Source organism: Blastocatellia bacterium, from assembly GCA_016713405.1.
Taxonomy (GTDB): domain Bacteria; phylum Acidobacteriota; class Blastocatellia; order Chloracidobacteriales; family JADJPF01; genus JADJPF01.
On sequence record JADJPF010000027.1, the window covers coordinates 187,417 to 210,578 of the forward strand.

Below are 23,162 nucleotides of genomic sequence, written 5' to 3' on the forward strand. Positions count from 1 at the left end.
GTCTACTCTTTAATTTTTTGTTTTAAGTAAAATAGTTAATAAATATTTCAATAGAGATAAGCATGGCTCTAAATGCTGTAAATTCTACAGATCCAATAATTGGGCGCAAATTGGGAGATTTTTTGGTTAAGGAAAAATTAGGTGAAGGTGGTTTTGGTGCTGTTTATAAAGCCACTCAAATTATTTTAGCCCGTAAAGCAGTAATAAAAATCCTTCATACTAGACATCGAACTAACCAAAATATACTTGAGCGTTTTAAGCGAGAGGCTCACCTAGCTTCCCGGCTAGAACACCCATATTGTGCGCATGTTTATTCATTTGGTGCAGAGCCGGATGGATTGCTTTGGATTGCTATGGAAATGGTGCAAGGCACTACTTTAGATACTTGGTTAAAACTTAATGGAGCAATGCCACTAAATCGTTTTATACCTCTTTTTGATAAAATTTGCGAAGTTATACATACAGCACATGAATTAGGGATTATTCACCGAGATATTAAACCTGCTAATATTATGGTTATTTCTCGTGCTGGTCGATTGTTACCTAAATTGCTAGATTTTGGTATTGCTAAAGATTTGTCTTTGATAAGTAATGCTATAGCACAAAATAATGATATCTCTCAGGAAACAAACAATTTATTACCTAGTGGATCTGATGCAGGTACAGGAGAAAGAACCTTATTAAGTGATTTTCCAAAATCATCAGATGCTAGTCAAGTCACCGCATTACAAAAACCTACAACGGAGAAAGAGCCAAAACAGGAAATAGTAAACGATGATGAAAATTCAAACGCTATGACTCTAATTAGTGAAGATGCCCATAAAAAAAATATAGCTAGTAAAACAGCTTTAGATAATGAATTAATAGATTCAAATCAACCTATTACACATACAAAAGGAGTTGTTGGATCACCTAAATATATGTCTCCAGAGCAATGGAAAGGTGCTGTTAAAGTAGGTATACCAAGTGATATATATGCGTTAGGGGTAACTGCTTATGAGATACTTACCTCTAAAGCTCCATTCAAAGGCTCAGGCATAGCTTTGATGACAGCACATCTTAATGATCCTGTGCCAGCACTAGATGTGGGTTTTCCTGAAAAACTGTCTTGGGTTCTAGCAAAGGCAATGGCAAAAGATCCTAAAGAACGTTATCAAAGTGCTTTAGAATTTTCCCAAGAAATTAAAATAGCTGTTTCATTTAATGAAGAACCATATAACTTACCACAATTAAATAATTTATTACTTTCAGAAATACTAAATGATGCTCCTAGGCCAATTGCTGAGTCTGTAGCTAATTTGAATGCTGCAAGAAATGCTTTTCAATTAAGAGATAACATTTTAGTAGTATTTCGTGTAGTAATCCGATATTTAGGACTTTTAGCACTTATCAGCCATAGAAACACCAAACTTATCAATAAAGATTCTGAAAATATTTTAGCTACAATTAAGAAATTACGTCTATCAGGATTAAGTGAAAGTGAGTGGATTAGTTTTATTGGGGTTCTTTGCAATCCTTTTGCTAGCCAAAAAGACCTTCATCCAATCCCAGAATTAGTAGCTTTATTTTTAACAAGCGATAATCAAATACCAAAAAAGTTAAATAGCAGTTTGGTAGCTTTACTAGATTTAACACAAACCCACACTATTATTAAAAAAGAAGAGCAACTGACTCAGGATTTAGTACCTGTTTTAGAAGAGCTAACAAACTTTTTGTCTGCTGTAAGTTTTTTGAATAATTATTATTTAGTGATTCCTAATGATGAAATTCAATCAATTGGGGAAAAATGGATGGGTGCTATCAAACTCAATAAAACAAAAATTTCATTAAAGGGCAAAAACTTTGTAGTTGACCATCCAACCCTAACAGATGCTGAGGGTAATATAATAATTTCTCTTTGGCCTTTAGTACAAATTGCTAGTCCATCTTTGGGACAAAACAAAGAATTATTTTTGTTAGAAGGAAATGGTAGACAATCGGCAAAGCTGATTTCTTTGCCATCTGGTTTTGAGAAAGAGGATGAAGCTCCTTGGCAATGGTTAAAAGAAGTATTTTTTACTGAAGAAGAAAAACAAACTACTTTGGTTATAGAAGAATCTCCATATCCTGGATTAACTACCTTTAAGAGTGAAAATGCTAATTTGTTTTATGGTAGGGAAAGAGAAATAGAAAGTGTACTAAATCGATTAAAAATAACTCCATTTTTGGCTATAGTTGGCCCATCAGGAACAGGTAAAAGTTCTTTTGTTCAAGCTGGAATTATTCCAAATTTAGGAAAAAATTGGCTAACAGTAACTCTTAGACCATCAGTAACACCTATAGCAAATTTACTAGCAAAACTAGATAAACAAGAATTTAATATTAATAAGTTTAATCATCTAAAAAACGATGAAAAATTTTTAAGCTATGTTTTACAAGATGTTGCTAAAAACAAACATGCTTCTATTTTGTTGGTTGTTGATCAATTTGAAGAACTTTTTACTTTATGCTCAGATAAAGATGAACAGCAGCTATATGCAAAATATTTATCTAATGCAGCTTATTCTGAAGAAGAGCCTATTCGCATTATTATTACTTTGCGAGATGACTTTTTGATCAAAGTTAAATCATTATCAGGGTTACAAGATAAAATTACCCAGAATCTAGAATTACTTACTACTCCAGAAACTATGGATCTTCTTAGAATCCTAGTAGAACCAGCTAAAAAGCTAAATTATGTATTTGAAGATTCAGAATTGCCAAAAGAAATAGTTCAAACTGTTAAGCAAGAGGCTAGTGCTTTACCTTTGCTAGCGTTTACGGTTGCAAAATTATGGGAGTTTAGAGATCAACAATTTAAGCAAATACGACGCAAAACCTATGAATCTATGGGAGGTGTTGGGGGTGCTTTAGCTCGTCATGCTGAAAGTATGATAGAACAGATGTCTCAATCAGAACGCTCTTTAGTAAAAGAGGCTTTTAGGCATTTAATAACTAGTGAAGGTACTCGTACCACTTTGACTAGACAAGAGTTATTAGAGCTTTTAGGAAGTAATAAAGATAGTGAAATTGTGCTAGAAAAATTAATTAATAATCGCTTGTTGGTTAGTGCAGAAGGGGAAAAAGGAACAGAGCGCATAGAATTAGTGCATGAAGCTTTATTATCAAGTTGGCCTCGTCTTATTAATTGGCGGCAAGAAATGGCTGAAGGTGCAAGACTTAGAGATCAATTGAGAATAGCCGCCCAGCAATGGCATGAAAGAAATCGTCCAAAAGGGCTACTTTGGCGAGATGAAGCACTAAAAGAATATCAGTTGTGGAGAGAACGCTATCAAGGAAAATTGACAAATTTAGAAGAAGAATTTGCATCAATGAGTTTACAAGAAGCTACTTATAGCCAAAGGTTAAGAAGAAGGCTTGTTGTAAGTGCAATTACTATGTTAGTTATAGGTGTAGCTTTACTTTTTATCAACAACAAAGAACAAAAAAACAATTATTAGAAACCTTAGAACTTTATGAGGAGCAGGGCCGTCAAGAAATGCTAAAAAGTAATTTGGATGGGGCGGCTGTTTATTTAAGTGAAGCTTATGCAAAGGGAAAAGATAGTTTAGCTCTTAAATATATGCTTTCTGTTGCTTTAGCAAAAGCAGAAAATCGACCTACTATTGCGCTATCTAACCATACAGACATAGTAACAATGGCTATATTTAGCCCAAATAATAGTTTAGTAGTAACAACTAGCAAAGATAAAACCGTAAGGATTTGGCAAGCAACTGATGGTAAAGAGCTTTTTATACTAAAAGGCCATCAAGATATTGTAACATCTGCTAGTTTTAGCCCAGATAGCAAGTATTTAGTTACTTCTAGTTTAGATAAAACAGCCTGTCTATGGGATACAAATTCAGGTAATTTAATAAAAACTTTTAATGGTCATAGTGATGGATTACTAAAAGCTATATTTAGCCCAGATGGGAAACAAATTATTACTATAAGCTATGACCATAACGCTAAAATATGGGATACTGTAACAGGTAAACTAATCAATGACTTAGTCCAGCATAAAGGAGTAATATATTCTGTTTGTTATAGTCCAGATGGGAAAACAATAGCTACTGCTAGTGGTGATAAAACAGTAAATGTTTGGGAGAGTGCCACAGGGAAATTAAAAAATACTCTAACAGGACATAAATCTGGAATAATAGCTCTTGCTTTTAGTCCAAATAGCCAACTTCTTATATCAGCAAGTTTAGATAAAACGGCAAAAGTTTGGCAGGCAAAAGATGGAAATCTAATTTACAGCCTAGAACAACATCAATTAGCTGTAACGGATGCTAAATTTAGCCCAGATGGAAAAACAATTTTAACTACTAGCAGTGATTCTAAAGCATATGTTTGGGAAGCGGAAACAGGAAAATTAATTACTACTTTAGAAGGGCATACTGCGGATATTATTAATGGAAATTTTAGCCCAGATGGAAAATTAATTATTACTAATTCTTATGATGGCACTTTAAGAATATGGGAAAAAATTACTGGTAGATTTTTAGTTGCTTTAGTAGGTCACAAAGGGCCTTTGTCAAGCGGATTTTTTGATTACCAAGGAAAAAAAGTTGTTACTGCTAGTGAGGACAAAGAAGCAAAGATTTGGCAAATAGATGTAGAAAATAGACCTCCTTCAGAAGTTTTAGTTATTGTTAAAGAAAAAATCCCTTTCTACCTTCAAGATGGGAGGCTAATAGCGAAAGAGCAACCTAAAATTGAAGTAACAAATGAAAAAATTACCATTAATAATGACAATAACGGAAATGAAATATATATAGAAGACCTAGGAGGGGATATAAAACTAGAAGTGGTCAAAATACCAGGAGGAGTCTTTGAAATGGGATCACCTGCGACAGAAAAAGACCATAACAATGATGAAAAACTGCACAAAGTACAGCTATCTGATTTTTATTTAGGTAAATATGAAGTAACGCAAGCACAATGGCGTATTGTAGCTGCGCTGCCAACAATAAATATTCATCTAAAAGCAGATCCAGCAAAATTTAAAGGAGAATTACTACCTGTTGAAAGTATAAGTTGGGATGAAGCTATAGAATTTTGTGCAAGATTATCAAAAGCAACAGGTAATCAATATCGTTTACCTTCAGAAGCAGAATGGGAATATGCTGCCCGTGCAGGAAATAAAAATGAATATCCTGATAATTTAGAACAAATGGCTTGGTATGACAAAAATTCTGAAAATAAAACACAGGTTGTAGGGCAAAAACAGCCAAATCCTTGGGGATTATATGATATTTATGGAAATATTTATGAGTTTTGTAATGATTGGTATGGAGAATATCCAGAAAACTTGGTGGTAGATCCAAAAGGTGCTAATTCAGGAGATGCTAAAGTTGTTCGTGGAGGTAGTTGGTATTATCCAAACAACTACTGTAGATCAGCACTTCGGAACTTTATCCCTACAAATCGCTCACTTAATTATCTAGGTTTTCGAGTTGTGAAAGTAGTTAAATGATATTTTTTCATTATTAAACAGAATAAGTTTTTTAGAATTAGAAAAGATAAAATTATGTCCCTTAAAGGTATTGCAAAAGAAACATTAGCAATTTTAGATGAAGGAAAATTTCTTACACCTTCTGGAAAAGTAGTTAACTTTAAGCAAGAGCAGCTTTTAGCTGTTAAAAACACGATTCTTTACACACCAGAAAAAGCAGAACAATTGCTTAATAAAGAAAATAATAATTCTTCTAAAAAGCTTCCAAAAATTGAAGTTACTGATGAAACTACACAGGTAGCCGCTAAACGATTGGTTCAAGAAGAAGGCTGTAATGACCTTGTGTTACTTAATTTTGCTTCAGCAAGAAATCCTGGCGGAGGCTTTATCAATGGAGCAAAAGCACAGGAAGAAGATATTTCTAGGTGTTCGGGGCTTTATCCTTGTTTGCTCACACAACCTTTATATTATGAAGTAAACCGTAGGCAAGAATCTTTACTTTATACTGATCATGTAATTTATTCGCCTAAAGTACCGTTTTTTCGTAGCAGAAACCGAGAACTACTAGAAGATTTTTTCTTAGCATCAGTAATTACAGCACCTGCACCAAATGCAGGTCAGCATATCCGCCACACAGAAGATAGCAAAGCAAGATGGTTAGAAGTGGAGCAAACCTTAAAACATAGAGCAGGCATAGTTTTAGCTATTGCTGAGGAAAACAAACATCGTAATCTGCTTTTAGGTGCTTGGGGGTGTGGGGTTTTTGGTAATTCTCCTGCTATGGTTGCAGATGTTTTTGCTAATTGGCTTGCAAATCAGCAATTTCTAGGTTGTTTTGATCGTGTTGTTTTTGGTATTTATGATAATAGCCAAGAAAAAGGACTTTTTCGGCTTTCCAAAGAAGATTTTCTCAAAGTTAACTATAATAAAATATGGATTTAAGAAATAAAGAAGAAAAAATAAAAATAATAAGAGAATTAGTAGAAAAAGATGATTTTAATGCAATAGATTTGTTAATAAAAAGCTTAAAAGATAAGAGTAAAGATGTCCGTCTTGCTGCTGCACAAGCTTTAACAGAACTAGTAAGCCCAAAAGCTAGAGCAGCTTTAGTTGAAGCTTTAGATGACACTAGCGCGGAAGTTCGCTCTATGGTTATAGTTGCATTAGGGGAGATAAAAAGTCCTCAAACCATACCAAATTTAGTTAAAGCTTTGCAGGATAAAAATAAAAATGTTCGTGCTAAAGCTGCTTATGTGCTAAGTAAATTTTCAAATTTAACCCAAGAAGCAATTTTAGCTTTAGTTTTAGCCATAGAAGATAGCAGTGGTCAAGTTCGTATTTTTGCAGCAAAAACACTTAAAGAAATGACACTAGAAAAATGGAAAGCTATAGTAAGGCAATTAACAATAAATGAATATAATAGTGTTGATGATAAAGTAAAACAAAATATACAAGTAGAAAAGATTTTATCTATTTTTATAAAAGCCTTAGACGACAGCGAAAAAATTGTGCGTGAACAGTCTGCTTTAGGATTAGTAGAAATAGTTAGGGCAAATAAAGCATTGTTTTCAAATAAGCTAACGTTTCAAGATATTCTAATTAAAATATTTGAAGGAAATTTTTCACCTTATGCGCGTGCTAATGCTTTAAGGCTATTGGAGATATTCAAAAATTCTAAAACTACAAATATTTTTATAAAAATTTTGGAAGAAGCTAATTATGACTTGTATGATACTGCTATTGAAATGTCAGCCGAAATTGTAAGAGAAAATAAAACTTTGGCTAAACAAATAATCCCTATATTGTACAAAGCTGTAGAAGATAAAGATCACAATGTTCGTAGCTTCGCCATAGATGCACTTGGTCAAATTGCTGAAATAGGAGACAAACTTGCTATAGCTGCTTTAAGCAAAGCTTTGGAAGATGAAGATTTTGATGTTTATTGTGCAGCTTTGGAGACTTTAGCTAAAATAAGTGATAAACAAACCCTTCCAGCATTACTTAAAGTGTTAAAAAAAAATAAAATGGCTAGCTATTATTTTAATAAATACCATCCAAATAAATTAGAAGAAATTATATCAATAGTCGAGAATAGATAAAGTCTTCTATTAATACTAAATATTGCAAAATTTAACAATTAAGAGGTTTTTTAGAATGGAAAAAGCTTGGTGGACAACAAACCTTCCTTTTAGAAAAATTGATGTAACTTATCAACGAATCGCTTATGAAGAAATACCACCTATAAAAGCAAAGCTAGATGAAAAATTTAAGTGGTTAGAAAAAAAGCCAAGAAATGATTATAAAATAAGCAATGAAACCTTTAATACAACTAGGTTATTTCAAATAGAAGCCCAAACTAACATCAAACTTCCTGAATCATTTACAACATTTGTTAAAAATCAAGAATTACATTATAGAATACAATCTTGCACAGATTGTTATTTTACTTTGCCTAATTACGCAGAAAAAACTATAGGAAAATACGAAGGATTTTTAATAACTTTTCTTTCAAATGGTTCCCCATTTTGGAATCTTTATTTTGATAAAACAGGGGAACATTTTATTGTTGCTTCTCAAAGTTATTGTGGTTTTGACTCTCAGGACGAAATGTATAATAAAGGTTTATATGATTTAAGTACACCTACTGGAATAGACCTTGAGCAAAAAGATATTTGTTTTTGCGCTCCTAGTTTTAAGGAGTTTATCTATAGGTTTTGGATTGAAAATGACATTTTTTATAGGTTTTGGATTGAAAATGACATTTTTTATAGAGGTATTAATTCTAAAGAACATAAGCAATATGTGGCAGATTGTTTAGAAATACAAAATAAACTATTTGGAAAAGTAAATGGTTAATGTATCAGATGTTATCAAAAAGTTTATAGCTACTTTAGTGGCAAAAATAAATAAATTCCATCTATTAAGTTATAGAGAAATTTTTTTGATTACAAAATTAGTAAATAATTTGCAGGCAGCTAACTCATACCAGGAAATGGAGTTAAAATCAGCTTACAAATTATTGAACGATGAAATAACTCAAGTAATAGAAAGTAAAATTCCAAAAAATCAGATAAAAGAAAAAGCTGCTCTTGTCCTTATCCATAAAACAATAAAAGGTAAAGTGGTAGGAGAAAGATTAATTCAAGTTTTAAAAGAAACTGTATTAGATAGAAATGCTTTAGTGAGATTTAGTTCAGTTCTGGCATTAAGTAGCGTAATAGGAAAAAACAAAATAAAAGATAAACAAACACTTGAAATGCTATTTTCAATGATTGGAGCAAGTTACCAAGTTTTTTGTTATAGAATATCTGATCTTGATTTAGATAGTTCATTAAGAAATGTATTAAAAATAGAGAAGATAAATAATATTTTTCTGCCAATATTGATTGAAAGATTAAATAAAGAATCTACTTGTTTTTTTGCAATGGTAACTTTAACAAAGTTAAAAGATGAAAAAGGAAATCCTATTTGGATGGATATTGTTTACAACAATCCACTTATTATAAAAAAAGAGCCTGAACGAATCCTATTTGAAATACAAAAATTAGACAAATTACAGAAATATAAAGCTGCTAATTTACTTATAAAACTTGCAGAAAACAAGGATGCTTTCATTGTCAAAGAAGCTATAAGTCAATTGATGGAAATAGATTTGCAAGAAACGATAGATAATCCAAAAATTATCAAAGTTTTGATAAAAGCTCTAAAAAGTGAAGATACACAAATTAATGCAATTGTTGTAATAGGCAATTTGCTAAAAGCAAAAGAAGAAATTAATGCTAAAGAAACAGATTATCAAAGGAAAATCTTAAATAAAAAAGTAAATTCTCTTATTTTACATATAATTGATGAAGCAGATAAATGGACTAAAGAAAAAATTGCTAAAGAGCGAGGAAAAAAAAATAGTAGAGAAATTAGAAAATTTTTTATAGAAGCACTTGATAATAAAGAAGACATATCAGAAATAATGGCTTATGGATTGATCCAAATAGAAGACGAAGAATTAATTTTATTTATTATAGAAAAATTAATAGAAAAATTGAATTTTGATAACTCTAATATTAAATATTGGACAATAAAAGTGTTAGGTATTGTAGCAGATCCAAATAGAAACCGAGATGATATTCAAACATTATGGTCATTTATAAATTCTGATAAATATGAAAATAGTAATGCAGCAGTTGATGAAATAAAAGAAATAACTAACCTTAAATTAATAAATAAATTAATAGAAACATTAAATGATAATGATCTAAAAGTAAAATTAGAGGCTATTAAAACATTAGGAAATATTGGTGATAGACGTTTTGTAAAACCTTTATTAGAAGCTTTTAATGATAAAAATCCTGAAGTTCGTATTGCTGTAGCTAAAAGCTTAAGACAGATTGCAGACCGGCGAACTATACCAACTTTAATTAAAGCCTTAGAAGATGAAAATTTAGATGTGCGGTCTTCTGTTGGCTACACACTTTGTGAAATGGCCGAATTAGGCAAGCTAGATGACCATTGGAAATATATTTTTATATTAGCTAAAGCTTTAAATACAGCAGATGAAACAACATTTCGTTATATTTCAAAAGCTCTAGAAACTTTGTTAGAAGAAATTCCTTTGTCTGACTTGATAAAACAGCTAAAAAATGATGATCCTAAAGTCCGCTATTATGTAGTTTTAAGGCTAACTGATTTGGAAGAAGCTAAAACCGTTCCAAACTTAATTAAAATGTTAAAGGATAGTTATTTTAGGGTTCGTTCCGTTGCTGCTATTGGCCTAGGAACATTAAAAAATCCTATTGCAGTTCAAGGATTGATAAAAAGCCTAGCTGATAACAATGCTCAAGTGCATATTAATGCTGTAAGAGCTTTAGGAAAAATAGCTGACCCGCAAGCTATTCCAGCTTTAATTAAACTTATAAAAGATCCAGATCCAGAAGTCCGCTTTTGTGTAGCTGATTCTTTAACAAAATTAGTTAGCTTAAATAAAGCACCTTACTTAAAATCACTGACAGTTTTAATAAAAGCCTTAAAAGATAACCAAGCTAGCACAAGAGCTAAAATTGCAGAATTGCTTGGAAAAATAGCTGATCCACGCGCTACACAAGCTTTAATTAAAAGTCTCAAAGATCCTTTTGCTTGGGTTCGTGCTGCTTCTGCAAAAGCATTAGGTGAAATAGCGGATCCTAAAGCTTTATCAGCTTTACTTAAGGCAAGTAAAGATAAAGAAGATTTTGTGCGTGAAAAAGTTATTTTTGCTCTAGGAAAGTTAAAAGATAAAAGTGCTTTGCCTACAATAATTAATGCTTTAGATAACAAACAAAAAGAAATAAGGTTAGCCGCTACTTTAGCATTAGGAAATTTAGGACAAGATGAGGCTGTCCCATTTTTAATAAAAGCTCTTAAAGATGAAGAAACTAATGTACAAAAGGGAGCAATAGATTCTTTAGGAAAAATTCCAAATCCTGAAGCTAAAAAAACCTTGGAGGAATTAATAAATGATGAAACAGAAAACCCTTACTTACGCCAAGTTGCTAGAGAGGCTTTATCTAAATTAGTTAGTAAAAATTTCTAATAAAAATCCTCCTGTTTGAGGCCAACTAGCTATTGCTGCTGGAGGTAAGACTAAATTGCCATTATTGTTTGTAGCAAGTTCTACGCTTTGGCCTGTTAAGTGATCTAAACAGCGGATTTGGCTATCAGGAGAAATTTTTAAGTGCATTAATGGAATACTTAAAGCAGGACTGCCTGATTTGCCAGGCTCATTAACAATATCTGCACCAACTAAAATTGTTCGTCCTTCGTATTGTCGCCTAACTAAAATTACTCCAGATTGTTCACCTAAAGTAATCATTTCACCATGTCTAAACACAGGGTCTTTTATAGATTGGAGCAACTGAGCATAGAATTTTTGTAATTTTTCGTCTGCTGTTTCTTGTTTTAGCGGTTTAACTCGTTGGACAGGAATTTTTTCTGTTAAACCATCCATTTGGCCTTGATGGACAAATGGAACACCTAAAATTGCATAACTTAAAATTGCTGCTGGGCGTTGTCTATTGCCAAAACGATTTGCTGCGCGTTCCTCATCGTGGTTTTCTAAAAAGTGTACTGAACGAGATAAATAATCATTAGAAACATTTTGTAGATAATTAACAATTTGGTGAAGTTGAGAATGTTCTAGCAGATCATAAAGCTTTTTATCATAAGTTAGATCAAAGCCAAGTTGTTGTAAATAAGACTCTTTATCCCAATAAACTTCGGCCATAAAAATAAAATCTTTGTGGATTTCTTTAACAGCTTGAATTGCTTCTGACCAAAATTCATTGGGCATATGGTAATTAAAAGCATCCCAACCAACTTTAGGAAACCATTGATTTTTAATTTGTTCGCGTAAAACCAGCATTGCCATATCACAGCGCAAGCCGTCAACTAGGTTGGCTATACGCTTTAACTCATTAATTTGGTGCTTTCTTAGCTCTGGGTGTGTGTAATCAAGTTGTGCTGTATCTGTCCAGCCGGCAAAATAAGGATCTCGTCCATGTGCTAAGTGTTTTCCGCCAGGATGGAAAAAATAATCTCGGTCTAATTCATCGCGTAAATCTCGGTTACTATGAATAAAAAATTCTGGGTTGGAGTCAATCAAAGGGCTATCAATTGCCATATGATTTGGCACAAAATCAGCCATAACTTTTAAGCCTAGTTTATGGGCGCGATTTACCAAATCTTTTAATGCACCCTCGCCACCTAAATCAGGATTTACTTGATAATCAACAATTGCATAGGGTGAGGCTTCAAAATCAGGTTCAATTCCTTGTGCTACAACCTTGCCGCCTTCGCTTGTTCGCCAAATTCCCATTAGCCAAAGCCAATCAAAACCTAAATCTACTAATTGTTGTAGCTCTTGATCACTAATTTGATCAAAGTTCTTTCCATAAACACGGGCATTTAATTCATAGATAATCATAGATTTTTCACATTTTTCATTTCAGTTAAAGTAGCTGTAACAGTGCCAAAAGAGCTTTTAATTTGGGCGCGTAGCGGGACATGGCGGCTATCATCTGTCACCCAAAGAAAAAGTCTTCCTTTACGTCTAATATATTTGCCATTAAATATTTTCATTTCTAGTTTTACAGTAGAAAACTTACCAAAATCAGTTTCTAGACTTTCTTTTTCCAACGCATCAACTTCAATTTCGTAAGTCTCACCTTCATCAGCTAATGGAAAAGCAAAAGTTTTGCCTATTGTAAGTGGTTGCGCTCTCATTACATACCAGCCATTAACAATATCTGTCACCCAACTTAGGCTAGGGTTTTCTTTGCTGCGAACAACTTTTTGAGTTTTTAAGTCTGTATCTATCCATCTTACTTTTTGTTTATTTTGGTCAAAATCAGCTACCATTTCTCGATGTTTCTTGCCTTCATCAATGACTTTTACAGTTTTAGTAACATTAAAATCATTTTTGTTTACAAAGGATGTAAATAAATCATTGACATTGATTCGGAAAATGCTAGTCAAAATACCTTTTGATTTTGCTGTAACGCTAAACTTCCACTGGCTAGGCGTTTTATCAGTAGATTTATTTATAGCAAGGCTTTCTGGGCTAGCTGTTTCTTTGTTTTCTGATAAGGGCTTTTCTGTATTTTCTAGTTTAGGTTCTCTGTTGGTTTTATTATCAACAGCATTGTTAATTACTGTTATAGCTTCCTCATTAACAACAAATGATAATTCTCCAATAGTTCCATAAATTGGAAAACGAGAAAGTCTTAATTCATAGGTAAGCTGCTCATTATTTTGAAAGGGCAAAGAGCTTTTTAATGGCTCTCGGACTGGAGCAAATTTATCTTGTTTTTCTGATTTTTCTACAGGTTGTTCTAAAGCTTTTGGACTGTTCTGCGCACTAACAGCCACAAAACCAAAGGAAATAATTAAAGTTAAAATAAGTATTAGTCTCATAGCCTTCACCATGAAAAATTATTTAAAAGTTAATGGTAGCCAGTAAATTTTTGCTACCAGTATTGCTAAAGCTGCCATTGTGCCTAACAAAGCACGATATTCACGATATCTTAAATATAAACTTAAATCAAAATCCCGTTTTGCTGCTGTTTGCCAAGCACTAAATTTCGGCCAAAATAACGGAACGTTTTTTGCGTAATTTGGATAGTGATCTGGGAAAATTTGTTGCATGTGTTCTGCTTCAGATTTCATAACTGAAGAATAAATAAGTAAATAAAATAGTACAAATACGATTACTATTTCCCATCGTGCAGTTGCTAACGCAAAGCCAGTTCCAAGGAAAAAGCTGCCGAAATACAGCGGATTACGAGTATAAGCATAAGGGCCGCTAATGGCTAGTTGCTCATTTTTTCTTAAATGTCCTGATGCCCAAGCCCGCCAAGCCAGGCCAAATAAAGCTAGTACAGTACCAGCTAAGACGCTCCAAAGAGTAGGTGTAGCTAGTACCAAAGAAGAAAGACCTAATAAAAAGCCTAATGGGACACGCCCGCGGCGTGAGATTTGAGATAAGTTCCAATTTGCCATAACTTTGTTTTTGATAAACGTTTTTCAATAGCTTTTGCTACTGTGTTTAGTGAAATATCCATACATTCATTATTAGTTGGACAACGCCGACGATGACAATTAACCCGACAGGCTAAATCTTCTAGTCCTACGGTTAAATCTGCTTTGTCAAAAGGGCCATTGCGTTTTGGTTGAGTTGGCCCATAAATTCCTACAATTGGTGTTTGACAAGCAGCAGCTAAATGTAACGGGCCAGTGTCACCACCTAAGAATAATGTAGCACGTCGAGCTAGTGCAACAAATTGTTTTAAGTTAGTAGTAACACTATAACAATGACTTGAACGGCTTGCTTTAATAACCCTTTGAGCTAGGTTTTCTTCTCCTGGCCCAAAAGTTACTAAACTTGGTAATTTATAATTTTCCCAAAGCCAATCAGCCATTTGACCAAACTTTTCTGCTGACCAAAGCTTAGTCGGCCAGCCCCACCAGGGTTAATAATTGCAAACTCTGTAACTTGTAAATTTTCAAGCAACTTATCAATATAGAGTTCATCTGTCTTTGGAACTGAAATAGGGAATTGAAAAGGCTGTTTTATATCTATTCCTAAACTTGCTACAAGTTGTAAAGTTTTTTTTTCTATAACGTGTTGTTGGTCGTTAATATCAATTTGATCTGTTAAAAAAAATCGACTAGCTTTTTCTCTTAAACCAATGTTGGAAAAACCTAATATTTTGCTACTACGAGAAAGTCTAGCAATAGAAGCAGATTTTAGTAATCCTTGAAAATCAAGTGCTATATCTACAGGATGTTTTCTAAGTGTTTTTATGGATGATATAAATTCTTGTATTGTAGGAGGTTGCCAAAAGTTTTTCCTCCAACGCCTGGTGTCAATAATAATTAGTTGGTCTATAGTAGGATTATCAAGCAAAATAGCTGATGCAGAGCGTTCAACTACCCAAGTAATACGCTCTTTAGGATAGGCTTGACGCAGTGCTGCCACAGCCGGCAAAGTATGGACAACATCTCCAATAGAGCTTAGTTTTACAATTAAAAAATGCACTTTGTTTAATTCTTTAAGTTAATTTATTTGCTATTTAAGTTACTTTTAGCAGAAAAAACTAATAAATGATAATAGTTTAACCGTTTCGCTGCAAACTACGTTCAACGCTAGTAATAATATTTATCCAAAGGATATTTATGTTATACATAATCAACAAATTAAAATTTGTAAAGTTTAGTAATTTTGAAAGGAAAATTGATGAAAGATAGAATTGGGAGTTTTGGAATTGTTAAAAGGTTAATCATAAAAGCAAATTTAGTGATGTTATTATTATCTTTTATTGTTGGTTATATATACTTTAATAATACAGTAGTTTTATCAGAGGTTGCTAAATCACAAATAACAACAGTCATTTTAGTAAGACATGCAGAAAAAGCAAAATCCAATGACAATAACCCTAATTTAAGCGAGATTGGACAGCAAAGAGCAAAAACATTAGCTCAAATCTTAAAAAATGTTGGTATTAATGCTATATATGCAACTGAGTTTACAAGAACACAAGAAACAGCCAAACCATTATCAGAAATAATCAATATTCCTATAAAAATAATTGAAGCAAAAAACACAGATAAATTACTAAATGAAATAGAAAGTAAGCACAAGGGTGAGAATATATTAGTTGTAGGTCATTCAAATACATTACCATTTATAATTGAAAGATTAGGAAATATAAAAATTCAAGAAATAAATGAGAATGAATATAATAATTTATTTATATTGAATATTAGCAAAAACGATAAGGCAAAGTTATTAGACTTAAAATATGGTGACGAAAGCAAATAGCTTTAAGACTATGGTTTAAGCGTTTTGCTTTTCCTAACCTAATGATAGAATATCGTTTCTTGTTTGAAAATCACCCATATCTGGAGTCTTAATTATGAGTTCTTTACTTAATGTTGAAAGAAAAAAACTATTAGGCGGTAATGAAGAAGAAATTAGGCAATTGCCAAAATGGGCTGCTACTTTGGTGCGTAAGTATAATTCTGGGGAAGCTAGTCGGTTTTTGCTCTATCATAATATTTATGACCTGATTTGGTTAAAAAATAGCTATTCTAATTTGATTAGTTTTCTAGGTTATTTGCTTAAGGATCGCAACTTTTTACTTTATAACCGTAGCAACGGCATACAAGCAAGCAAAAGAGATTTGCTATTTGAAATGGAACGGGTTTTTGCTGCTGATATGAAAGTAGCCGATCCTTTAGCAGCAACTAAAAAACAAATGAATATTACCCCTACCTTACCACGTGATCCAGCAAGAGCAATTCCTTATTTAGAACAGTTTTTTTATGAACAATGGCGCACAGATAAAGGGGATCAAGCAGAGCAATTTTTTGGTGAATGTGGCGTAGTAATTAACTTTTTAGAATCAATTATTCCTGCTAGCGAAGTTAGCTATATGTCAGGTGAAGACCGCAATTTATGGGTGACACTGCAAAAATGGATTACTACTACTCAAGATAAACCTGCTCATAACCCAATTATTTTTATTACTGAAAGTGTTTCAGATGTAAATCAACGAATTAGAGAAAATCCACGCCTTGTAAACATTGAAATTCCTTATCCAGACTATGAAGAACGCTTAAGCTATATTCGTTATTTTCGTGTTATGAATCCTGGTATCCGTTTTGAAATGAATGAAGAACAGTTTTCTCATATGTCTTCAGGCTTAAACCGTATTCATATTACTTCTATGGTTCGTAGTGCTTCAGTAAATGCCGAAGGTTTAACTTACGAAATTGTACGTAATAAGAAAAAAGAAATTATTGAAAGTGAATGTGTTGGACTAGTTGAGTTTGTCACGCCAAAATATGGGCTAGAGCATGTTGGAGGAATGAAGAAGGCAAAAGAATTTTTACGTAATATCGCTAAAATTATTAAGGATGGTATTACAGAAGAAGCACCAATGGGAATTTTACTATCTGGCCCAGTAGGAACAGGTAAAACCTTTTTAGCCGAATGTTTTGCTAAGGATTGTGGCTTAAATGTAATTGAGCTAAAAAATTTCCGTGATAAATGGGTAGGTTCTACAGAAGCTAACCTAGAAAAAATACTTACTCTACTAACTACACTTGCTCCTATTGTTGTACTAATTGATGAAGCAGACGCGACATTAGGAAACCGTGATAGCGGTGGCGGTGGAAGTGATGTTGATTCTCGTATCTTCTCTAAACTAGCAAATGCAATGGGTAGTCCAGAAAATCGAGGTCGTATTTTGTGGATTTTAATGACTTGTCGCCCAGATTTGCTACCTATTGACTTAAAGCGTCAAGGCCGTTGTGAGGAACATATTTCGCTTTTTTATCCAGAACTAGAGGAAGAAAGAATGGAAATTGCTGAGGCGATGGTTAAGAAAAATAACATTGATCATACTATTTCTGATTGGACACCTTTAACCAAACATGAATTATCACTTTCTGGTGCTGATATTGAAGCAATTTTAATTCGTTGCCGTAGAAATGCCCGAAATGCTGGACGTAAAGTTGTTAGTCAAGAAGATTTAATAGAAGTTTCTAATGAATTTACCCCGGCTCGAGATGAATTAGCTATTGAGTATCAAACATTAGTAGCAGTTCGTGAGTCAACTTCTAAGGAAATGCTACCAGAAATGTATAAAAAAATGCCTGTCACTGATATAGCAACTCGAATTGAACAGCTACGGCCTTATGTACGCTAAATTAAACTTTGAAGGAGATTTATGACTCAAGAAAGAATCCCTGCCATTAGGGTAGTAATGATGCCTCGTGATACTAATTCACATGGGACAATATTTGGAGGAGTATTACTTAGCTATATTGACCAGGCCGGAGCAATAGAGGTTCATAAACATAGCAATAAAAAAGTAGTTACAGTAGCAATGCATGAAGTGATTTTTATTGAACCAGTATTTGTAGGAGATTTAGTTAGTTTTTATACCGAAACAGTAAAAATAGGTAGAACTTCAATCACTGTAAAAGTTTATGTTGAGTCTGAGCGCATTATTGCTGCACAAAAACAAAAAGTAAAAGTTACAGAAGCAGAAGTGGTTTATGTAGCGGTTAATGATGAGCGTCGTCCTGTGCCTGTTTTAGATTAAAAGTAAAAACTTAAATGCTCAATAATTCGTTGGTTTTACTTAAAATAAAATCATATAATTATTGGGCATTAGTTATTTTAAAAGCAAAATGGGTAACTTATGGAAAAACAACAAGTTATAGTAAAAAGAGAAAAAGCAGCAACTCGTTGCGAAATTTGTCACCAAACCGATTTTTTTAACCCGATAACGGAAGAGTGCTTACGTTGTAGTAATGTAGAAAAAGATTTTATGGTAAACTCCAAAATAACTACGTCTTTATGGTCGCCTAGATTTGCTTTACTGGAAACACAGAGCGAAGAACAAAACTCAAATAATAGAAGACAGCTAGTAGCTATAACATTAAATGTTATTTTAGCTTTAGTGTGTTTGTCTGCTGGGTTATGGATAGGTGTAGTTATACCTCTAGTTAATGTGATAGTTGCAATTGCTAAATTAATCAAACAATACAGTAAACAGTTTAATTTTAGTAATTTGCAAGAGCCAGATAGTCAACAAATAACAACTTTATTTGATAGATATCCTAATCAACAAGAACATAGAACTTATTATAATTGGCCGAATAATAACAGAGAGATAACAACTTTGTTTGGCAGTGTTAAAAGGAAAAATAAACCTTATTAATTTACTTTAAGAAAAATTTCGTCACCTTCTACTTTTATTTCAAAGCAGGAAATTTTAGCTCTTGGGTTAGTTATACAATTTCCATTGCTAACATCAAATGTCCAAGTGTGCCAAGGACAAATTACCATATTTCCCATAAAAACACCTTCATTAAGAGGCGCACCCTTATGAGGACAAACATTATCAATAGCATAAAAAGAGTCATTATGGTTAAAAATAGCAACGGGACGGCCATTAAGTTCTATTACTTTATTTTTCCCCTTTGCAATATCTTTTATTTTTGCTACTTTTACAAACTCTGACATTAAATAAACTCCAAAATTATTCAACTATTGCTAAAACTTCGCTTGCAACTACAGTTTGACCCACTTTTACTTTAATTGCTTTTACTATACCTGTTTTAGGTGCGCCTAATTCATTTTGCATTTTCATAGCTTCCACAACTACTATACCTTCACCACTTTTGACTTCATCTCCAACATTTTTTAGTACCTGAACCACTCGCCCTGGCATAGGAGCAGTAATGGCTTGGATTCCTGCTAAGGCTGCGTCTGATTTTTGATGCTGCTTTCTATGGTCAACTACTTTAGAGTTAATTACTTGATCACCAATAGAAATTTCAGAATGATTGCTAGCATTAACCCTTAGTTCATAGACTTGATTATCTACTAGTAGCGTATAGGTGTTATTATTTGGTTTAGAGACTTGCACTTCATAATTTGTTCCATCAATGTTAGCAAAGATTTTTTGGTCTTTTTCATGCCAATCTACAACAACTATTTTGTTAGCAATTTCAATTTCTAATTTCATATATTTTGTTGGTTAAAAATTTCTTCCCTTTACTCTAGCACTTAATTTCCAAGCAGATTCCTTCTCTGTATGCTCTTTAGAATCATTTGTTTGAGATTGATTATTTTTTTGGTGGTTAAGTGCTGTTACTAAAGCCGCTAGGTCAAGCAATTTTTTAGAAGTTTCAGAAGGTGATTTTGGTAAATTTTGCCAATTACGTTCAAGATAACCTGTGTCTAAATCACCATTGATAAATTCTGCTTGCTTAATAATTTCCTTAAAGAAAGGAATTGTAGTTTTAATGCCATCGATTTTATACTCATCTAGCACACGAGCTAGACGTGCAATAGCGTCTTGGCGAGTTGATGCCCAAACACATAGTTTTGATAGTAGAGGGTCATAATAAATAGGTACTTCATAACCTGAATAAACCCCGCTATCTTCACGTACACCAGGGCCGCTAGGAGTAGATAGATTAGTTATTTTCCAGGGCTAGGCATAAAGTTTTTATCTGCATCCTCAGCATAAATACGACATTCAATAGCAGCACCTCTTAAGTGAATATCCGCTTGAGTAAAGCTTAAGGGTTTTCCTAGAGCTACATTAATTTGTTCTTTTACAAGGTCAACTCCTGTAACTAGTTCTGTTACAGGATGTTCAACTTGAAGGCGGGTATTCATTTCTAAAAAGTAAAAATTATGGTCTTGGTCAACTAAAAATTCTACTGTACCAGCATTATAATAGTTTGCTTGACGAGCAATACCAATAGCTGCTTCTCCCATTCGTTTTCTTAATTCCGCGCTATTAATTGGGGAAGGGCATTCTTCTATTACTTTTTGGTTACGTCGTTGAATTGAGCATTCACGCTCACCTAAATAAACATAATTTCCATCTTTATCAGCTATTAGCTGTATTTCAATATGTCTTGGACGAACAATATATTTTTCTAAATAAACAGTAGCATCTTTAAAGGCTGCTGAAGCTTCAGAACGAGCTATATTATAGGCCCCTGCTAGCTCTGAAAGTTTATTAACTCGACGCATTCCTTTACCACCACCACCAGCAGCAGCTTTTAGCATTACAGGAAAGCCTATTTCTTGAGCAATTTTTTCAGCTTCAGCTAAAGATTCAAGCGGTTCTTCTGTTCCTGGAACAACAGGAGCTTTAGCTTCTTTAGCTAGTTGGCGGGCGCGGATTTTATCTCCCATCATTTCCATTGCTGAAGCAGATGGGCCAATAAAAACAGCTTGAGTGGTTGAAACAGCCTCAACAAACTTAGCATTTTCTGATAAAAATCCATACCCAGGATGTACAGCATCCGCTTTAGAACGTTCAATAATATCAATAACTCGTTCAATGGATAAATAGCTCTCTATCGAGGGTGCTGGCCCAATATGATAAGCTTCGTCAGCTAAACGAACATGCAAAGCATTAAGGTCGGCATCAGAATAAATAGCTATAGGTGAAATGCCTAGTTCACGACAAGCCCGAATTATTCGGACAGCTATTTCACCTCTATTGGCAATAAGAAGTTTTTTAAACATATATTGTTGTAATTACTGATTCTAAGACTAGATTTATTCTTCAGAAGATTCTTCTTCAGAGATAGTAATTTTAGTAGAACTAGAAATAATGCCGTCCACCATTACTAAATCATCTGCTGTTCCTAGCTTACCATCAGCACCATGCGAAACTAATTGATATTGATTAAAGAAAGGCAATTTGCCAACTTGAGCATCTACAGCAAGTTCTGCTGTAGCTTTGTATTTTAATTTATTTTCCCAAAAATCTACAAGTTCAGCGGTTTCAGCAGTTTCAGATCTTAATTCTTCTAAACTAACAGGATAAGCACCATGTTTTATCTTATACTCATAAAGTGAAGCAGCTAAATGGTACATTTTAGCGCGAGTTGCTGCTTGTTGTTTTTCTTCTTGCACTTTAAAGTACTTAGGTATTCCTAAACCAACATAAGTAAGCATACCAGCAACTATTATAGAAGATAAAACTAAGGCTGTAGTTGCTGTACGTAGTCCACCAAAATGACGTGAATCTACCAATGCTCTTTTACGTGCTGTAAAGGCTAAATATAAAGATAAGATTGTAAAGATAAATAATGATTTCCAAATAAATGCAAAGATGCTAATAACGGCTAGAGTTATTGAGGCTACTGCACGGCCGACTGGAGGGACAAAATAAGCAGGTTCGGTTAAGGGTGGCCCAACTACCTGTGCTCCACAGTTACAACTTAAAGTCTCTTGCAGCATTTTTTGACCACAACAAGGACATACCATAACTTATACCTCACTTTTCTTTCTAGGTTAGATGTTTAAGCACGAGATGCAGCAACATCATTTAAGCCAGATTTAGAACCATCTACTTTTTCTTTTTCTTCTAATGCAGCTTGAGCTTTTGCTTCAATTGCTTCACGTTCTAATTCTCTCCAAGTGTGATAAACTCGATGGATGACTGTCCAATGAGAAAGAACTGCTAAAACCCAAATTACGGCTCTCATCTTGTGTAATAAAGGATGATCAGCCGGGCCAATTTCTGTTAATGAACCAATAATTAATAATACTACTCTTTCTGGTCTTTCTAAGAAACCTACTTTACAACCAGAAATTAAGTTTTCTGCTCTAGCTCTAGTATAACTAACTAGTACAGAACCTACTAAACCAATTCCTGTTAAAGCTACATAAAGGGTACTATGATCAACAGTATCACGAGAGTAATAAATAATTATACCTAATAAAACAATAATATCTGAATAGCGATCCATTACCGAGTCAAAAAAAGCACCAAATTTGGTGACTCTTCCAGTGTAACGAGCTACTCGACCATCCAGAATATCAAAAATATTAGCAAAAAGTAGCACTAAGCCACCTATAAAAAAATATCCAAAGCCAAAAATAATGCCTGCTGCAATATTGATTAATAGACCAGCGAAGGTAAGATGATTGGGGTTGGGTCGTAAACTTGCAATTGCACGCACGATAGCATCTGCGGCACGTATTCCAACATTACCAATTTGTTCGCCGAGCATAGATTTGCTGATGACCTTTCGGAAAAAACACTTTGTGATAACCCCAAATCTTAGTTGACTTAAAAATTGTTTGTCAACAATTGACCGCTTATTACTAAATATTCTTAATTTAATAATTTTTGCATTTTTCTTACAGCTTTAAAGGCTAATGTATAGTTAGGGTTATAGTTTAATGCTTTGCTATAATGTTTAATAGCTTCTAAATATTTTCCTTGCCTCTCTAAGATCCTACCCAAATTATAGTGTGGATAAAAATAACACTCATAACGAGGTGCTATCATAGCTTTTTTTAACCAATCAATAGCTGCACTATAATCACCCTTTTCTATTAAGTATGCTCCAATGTCGTTATAAGGATTGCCAAAGGTGCTATCTACGGCAATTGCTTGATGGCACTCAGCAATTGCTTCCTCTAAGCGGTTTTGAAAGCTATATGCCCAGCCTAAGAATGTATGTGCTTCTGCTGTAGGGAAGATTTCAATAGATTTTTTATAAAGGCTTATAGCTTCGCTTAAATTACCGCTATTTTGGGCCTGAAAGCCTTTCTTAAAATAAGTTAGAGCCGTTTTTTTTAAGTCTGTTTCTAGCATAAAAC

The 23,162-nt window shown here is 33.5% G+C and carries 20 protein-coding genes and 1 pseudogene; 10 read left to right on the top strand and 11 right to left on the bottom strand.

Annotated features, from left to right (window positions below; all coding sequences use genetic code 11):
• The first annotated feature begins 62 nt into the window (after positions 1 to 62).
• The 6 genes from IPK14_26560 to IPK14_26585 all read left to right on the top strand — a co-directional run bounded on the left by IPK14_26560 (position 63) and on the right by IPK14_26585 (position 11,042).
• A complete protein-coding gene (locus IPK14_26560) occupies positions 63 to 3,479 on the top strand; it encodes a serine/threonine-protein kinase PknK (GenBank protein MBK7996801.1) in 3,417 nt (1,138 codons plus the stop codon).
• Positions 3,480 to 3,517: 38 nt separating this feature from the next.
• A complete protein-coding gene (locus IPK14_26565; GenBank protein ID MBK7996802.1) occupies positions 3,518 to 5,497 on the top strand; it encodes an SUMF1/EgtB/PvdO family nonheme iron enzyme in 1,980 nt (659 codons plus the stop codon).
• Positions 5,498 to 5,551: 54 nt separating this feature from the next.
• On the top strand, positions 5,552 to 6,418 hold the full coding sequence (locus tag IPK14_26570) for a TIGR02452 family protein (GenBank protein ID MBK7996803.1): 867 nt from the start codon (positions 5,552 to 5,554) through the stop codon (positions 6,416 to 6,418).
• On the top strand, positions 6,409 to 7,575 hold the full coding sequence (locus IPK14_26575) for a HEAT repeat domain-containing protein (GenBank protein MBK7996804.1): 1,167 nt from the start codon (positions 6,409 to 6,411) through the stop codon (positions 7,573 to 7,575). The genes IPK14_26570 and IPK14_26575 overlap by 10 nt, the downstream gene beginning before the upstream one ends.
• A gap of 55 nt (positions 7,576 to 7,630) precedes the next feature.
• Entirely contained in the window at positions 7,631 to 8,332 is a 702-nt protein-coding gene (locus IPK14_26580) for a hypothetical protein (protein MBK7996805.1), read from the top strand.
• 85 nt (positions 8,333 to 8,417) lie between these two features.
• On the top strand, positions 8,418 to 11,042 hold the full coding sequence (locus IPK14_26585; GenBank protein ID MBK7996806.1) for a HEAT repeat domain-containing protein: 2,625 nt from the start codon (positions 8,418 to 8,420) through the stop codon (positions 11,040 to 11,042).
• On the opposite strand, the gene IPK14_26590 is transcribed toward IPK14_26585, so the two are convergent.
• The 5 genes from IPK14_26590 to IPK14_26610 are packed head-to-tail and all read right to left on the bottom strand — an operon-like array spanning position 11,022 to position 15,044.
• A complete protein-coding gene (locus IPK14_26590; protein MBK7996807.1) occupies positions 11,022 to 12,431 on the bottom strand; it encodes an alpha-amylase in 1,410 nt (469 codons plus the stop codon). The two genes, IPK14_26585 and IPK14_26590, sit on opposite strands and share 21 nt — an antisense overlap.
• Positions 12,428 to 13,420, bottom strand: a complete 993-nt coding sequence (locus IPK14_26595) for a DUF3108 domain-containing protein (GenBank protein MBK7996808.1) — start codon at positions 13,418 to 13,420, stop codon at positions 12,428 to 12,430. Before IPK14_26595 ends, IPK14_26590 begins: the two co-directional genes overlap by 4 nt.
• An 18-nt stretch (positions 13,421 to 13,438) precedes the next feature.
• A complete protein-coding gene (locus IPK14_26600) occupies positions 13,439 to 14,005 on the bottom strand; it encodes an isoprenylcysteine carboxylmethyltransferase family protein (GenBank protein MBK7996809.1) in 567 nt (188 codons plus the stop codon).
• Entirely contained in the window at positions 13,954 to 14,424 is a 471-nt protein-coding gene (locus tag IPK14_26605) for a glycosyltransferase family 9 protein (protein MBK7996810.1), read from the bottom strand. Before IPK14_26605 ends, IPK14_26600 begins: the two co-directional genes overlap by 52 nt.
• Complete coding sequence (locus IPK14_26610) at positions 14,382 to 15,044, bottom strand: hypothetical protein (protein ID MBK7996811.1); 663 nt, start codon at positions 15,042 to 15,044, stop codon at positions 14,382 to 14,384. The genes IPK14_26605 and IPK14_26610 overlap by 43 nt, the downstream gene beginning before the upstream one ends.
• A gap of 198 nt (positions 15,045 to 15,242) precedes the next feature.
• Here IPK14_26610 and IPK14_26615 point away from each other — a divergent pair, with 198 nt between their 5' ends.
• The 4 genes from IPK14_26615 (at position 15,243) to IPK14_26630 (ending at position 18,738) form a co-directional block, all read left to right on the top strand.
• The gene (locus IPK14_26615) at positions 15,243 to 15,827 is read left to right on the top strand and encodes a histidine phosphatase family protein (GenBank protein MBK7996812.1); all 585 of its coding nucleotides are present in this window, start codon (positions 15,243 to 15,245) and stop codon (positions 15,825 to 15,827) included.
• Between the two features lie 94 nt (positions 15,828 to 15,921).
• Entirely contained in the window at positions 15,922 to 17,718 is a 1,797-nt protein-coding gene (locus tag IPK14_26620) for an ATP-binding protein (protein ID MBK7996813.1), read from the top strand.
• A 21-nt stretch (positions 17,719 to 17,739) separates the two neighbouring features.
• The gene (locus tag IPK14_26625; protein ID MBK7996814.1) at positions 17,740 to 18,117 is read left to right on the top strand and encodes an acyl-CoA thioesterase; all 378 of its coding nucleotides are present in this window, start codon (positions 17,740 to 17,742) and stop codon (positions 18,115 to 18,117) included.
• 99 nt (positions 18,118 to 18,216) lie between these two features.
• On the top strand, positions 18,217 to 18,738 hold the full coding sequence (locus IPK14_26630) for a hypothetical protein (GenBank protein ID MBK7996815.1): 522 nt from the start codon (positions 18,217 to 18,219) through the stop codon (positions 18,736 to 18,738).
• Here the strand turns inward: IPK14_26630 and nirD are convergent.
• The 6 genes and pseudogenes from nirD to IPK14_26660 form a co-directional block, all read right to left on the bottom strand.
• Positions 18,735 to 19,043 carry a nitrite reductase small subunit NirD gene (gene nirD, locus IPK14_26635; protein ID MBK7996816.1) on the bottom strand — a complete coding sequence of 103 codons (309 nt, stop codon included), beginning with the start codon at positions 19,041 to 19,043 and terminating at the stop codon, positions 18,735 to 18,737. The genes IPK14_26630 and nirD overlap by 4 nt on opposite strands.
• Positions 19,044 to 19,059: 16 nt before the next feature.
• Positions 19,060 to 19,548 carry an acetyl-CoA carboxylase biotin carboxyl carrier protein subunit gene (locus IPK14_26640; GenBank protein MBK7996817.1) on the bottom strand — a complete coding sequence of 163 codons (489 nt, stop codon included), beginning with the start codon at positions 19,546 to 19,548 and terminating at the stop codon, positions 19,060 to 19,062.
• A gap of 12 nt (positions 19,549 to 19,560) precedes the next feature.
• Positions 19,561 to 21,071 (bottom strand): annotated as a pseudogene (gene accC / locus IPK14_26645) (acetyl-CoA carboxylase biotin carboxylase subunit).
• 33 nt (positions 21,072 to 21,104) lie between these two features.
• On the bottom strand, positions 21,105 to 21,818 hold the full coding sequence (locus IPK14_26650) for a hypothetical protein (GenBank protein MBK7996818.1): 714 nt from the start codon (positions 21,816 to 21,818) through the stop codon (positions 21,105 to 21,107).
• A gap of 35 nt (positions 21,819 to 21,853) precedes the next feature.
• Entirely contained in the window at positions 21,854 to 22,567 is a 714-nt protein-coding gene (locus IPK14_26655; GenBank protein MBK7996819.1) for a CDP-alcohol phosphatidyltransferase family protein, read from the bottom strand.
• 104 nt (positions 22,568 to 22,671) lie between these two features.
• Positions 22,672 to 23,157 (bottom strand): tetratricopeptide repeat protein, encoded by a 486-nt coding sequence (locus IPK14_26660; GenBank protein MBK7996820.1) that lies wholly within the window; start codon positions 23,155 to 23,157, stop codon positions 22,672 to 22,674.
• Between the last annotated feature and the right edge of the window lie 5 nt (positions 23,158 to 23,162).

What these genes read in the sequence shown, in the direction of transcription:
- IPK14_26580 (MBK7996805.1), top strand. Translation starts at nt 7,631, where the DNA reads ATGGAAAAAGCTTGGTGGACAACAAACCTTCCTTTTAGAAAAATTGAT.
- IPK14_26650 (MBK7996818.1), bottom strand. Translation starts at nt 21,818, where the DNA reads ATGGTATGTCCTTGTTGTGGTCAAAAAATGCTGCAAGAGACTTTAAGT.
- nirD (MBK7996816.1), bottom strand. Translation starts at nt 19,043, where the DNA reads ATGTCAGAGTTTGTAAAAGTAGCAAAAATAAAAGATATTGCAAAGGGG.
- IPK14_26570 (MBK7996803.1), top strand. Translation starts at nt 5,552, where the DNA reads ATGTCCCTTAAAGGTATTGCAAAAGAAACATTAGCAATTTTAGATGAA.
- IPK14_26625 (MBK7996814.1), top strand. Translation starts at nt 17,740, where the DNA reads ATGACTCAAGAAAGAATCCCTGCCATTAGGGTAGTAATGATGCCTCGT.
- IPK14_26620 (MBK7996813.1), top strand. Translation starts at nt 15,922, where the DNA reads ATGAGTTCTTTACTTAATGTTGAAAGAAAAAAACTATTAGGCGGTAAT.
- IPK14_26595 (MBK7996808.1), bottom strand. Translation starts at nt 13,420, where the DNA reads ATGAGACTAATACTTATTTTAACTTTAATTATTTCCTTTGGTTTTGTG.
- IPK14_26655 (MBK7996819.1), bottom strand. Translation starts at nt 22,567, where the DNA reads ATGCTCGGCGAACAAATTGGTAATGTTGGAATACGTGCCGCAGATGCT.
- IPK14_26630 (MBK7996815.1), top strand. Translation starts at nt 18,217, where the DNA reads ATGGAAAAACAACAAGTTATAGTAAAAAGAGAAAAAGCAGCAACTCGT.
- IPK14_26640 (MBK7996817.1), bottom strand. Translation starts at nt 19,548, where the DNA reads ATGAAATTAGAAATTGAAATTGCTAACAAAATAGTTGTTGTAGATTGG.
- IPK14_26560 (MBK7996801.1), top strand. Translation starts at nt 63, where the DNA reads ATGGCTCTAAATGCTGTAAATTCTACAGATCCAATAATTGGGCGCAAA.
- IPK14_26590 (MBK7996807.1), bottom strand. Translation starts at nt 12,431, where the DNA reads ATGATTATCTATGAATTAAATGCCCGTGTTTATGGAAAGAACTTTGAT.
- IPK14_26565 (MBK7996802.1), top strand. Translation starts at nt 3,518, where the DNA reads ATGCTAAAAAGTAATTTGGATGGGGCGGCTGTTTATTTAAGTGAAGCT.
- IPK14_26660 (MBK7996820.1), bottom strand. Translation starts at nt 23,157, where the DNA reads ATGCTAGAAACAGACTTAAAAAAAACGGCTCTAACTTATTTTAAGAAA.
- IPK14_26615 (MBK7996812.1), top strand. Translation starts at nt 15,243, where the DNA reads ATGAAAGATAGAATTGGGAGTTTTGGAATTGTTAAAAGGTTAATCATA.
- IPK14_26605 (MBK7996810.1), bottom strand. Translation starts at nt 14,424, where the DNA reads ATGGCTGATTGGCTTTGGGAAAATTATAAATTACCAAGTTTAGTAACT.
- IPK14_26600 (MBK7996809.1), bottom strand. Translation starts at nt 14,005, where the DNA reads ATGGCAAATTGGAACTTATCTCAAATCTCACGCCGCGGGCGTGTCCCA.
- IPK14_26575 (MBK7996804.1), top strand. Translation starts at nt 6,409, where the DNA reads ATGGATTTAAGAAATAAAGAAGAAAAAATAAAAATAATAAGAGAATTA.